Source organism: Curtobacterium sp. NPDC089185, assembly GCF_040685235.1.
GTDB lineage: Bacteria > Actinomycetota > Actinomycetes > Actinomycetales > Microbacteriaceae > Curtobacterium > Curtobacterium citri.
The window spans coordinates 1-1,017 of sequence record NZ_JBFBHK010000038.1 but is presented as its reverse complement, the minus strand read 5'-3'; the positions used below and the strand labels follow the sequence as shown (position 1 = coordinate 1,017).

At 73.0% G+C, this 1,017-nt stretch carries 2 protein-coding genes; both read left to right on the top strand.

All coding sequences use genetic code 11. The annotated features are described in order from the left end of the window. A partial coding sequence (locus tag AB0N84_RS16310; RefSeq protein WP_363548226.1) for a hypothetical protein occupies nt 1-377 on the top strand: 377 nt, incomplete at its 5' end. A 10-nt stretch (nt 378-387) separates the two neighbouring features. After that, the gene (locus AB0N84_RS16305; RefSeq protein WP_363548223.1) at nt 388-963 is read left to right on the top strand and encodes a DUF6286 domain-containing protein; all 576 of its coding nucleotides are present in this window, start codon (nt 388-390) and stop codon (nt 961-963) included. Nucleotides 964-1,017 lie beyond the last annotated feature (54 nt).

Here is a 1,017-nt window from a genome sequence, read left to right as displayed (position 1 = left end):
GACGTGCTGACCGGACGCCGGAGCTCCCGGTGACCGCCGGCCCGGCGAGCACCGGCTCGGGAAGCGTCCCGGCAGGCGCCGTCCCGGGCCGCGTGGAGATCACGGCCCGGGCCCTGACGACCCTGGCCCGGGCCGCCGCCGCGGAGCGCCTCCGGGTGCCCGCGAAGCGGCTGCGCGTGGGGATCGACGACGAGCAGGGATCCCTCGCGCTGGACGTGACCGGCCCCATCCGGGACCAGCCCGACATCGTCCGTGCGGCCGCGTCCGCGGCGGACGACATCAAGCAGCGCGTCAGCGAGCTCGCCGGCCGTCGGGTGGGTCGGACGCACATCGAACTGACCGGGCTCGTGCGTGAGCACGAGGGCCGGGTCCGGTAGGAGGAAGCACATGAGCACCGAACAGCTCGAGAAGCGGCTGCGTCGTCGGAGCATCCACCGGTCCCGGTCCACCGCCCTGGCGGTGACGCTGGTCGTGGTGATCCTGGTCGCGGCGTGGATCGGCACCGAAGCGGTCCTGAAGGCGATCGGTCAGGGGCCGCTGCTGGCGGACCCGCAGACCGTCGCCGACACCGCCCTCAAGCCCGACGCCGCGTTCACCACCATCGCCGAGGTCATCGCCGCCGTCCTCGTGGTCCTCGGCATCGTCCTGGTGGTCCTGGCGCTGAAGCCGGGTCGGCAGCCCCGGTCCGGGATCGACCACGACCGTGGTGCGGTGATCATCGACACCCGCATCCTCGCCTCGACCGCCGCGAACGCCGCCGCCCTGGCAGCAGGTGTCCCCGAGGCCAACACGAGTGCGTCGGCGCGTGGGCACCGCACCCAGGTGCACGTGGTGCCCCTGTCCGGCATCCCCGTCGACACCACCACGGTCGAGCACGCGGTGCAGGACCGGCTCAGCCGCCTCGGCGGCAAGCACGGCTCCAGCGTGCAGGTCACCGTGGAGCAGAAGGGAACCCTGGCATGACCACCACCAACCGCGGCTTCAACCGGGTCCTGCTGTTCCTGATCGGCCTGATCG

Bases quoted from the DNA above. Each gene is read 5' to 3' on its own strand.
- AB0N84_RS16305 (WP_363548223.1), top strand. From the start codon at position 388: ATGAGCACCGAACAGCTCGAGAAGCGGCTGCGTCGTCGGAGCATCCAC.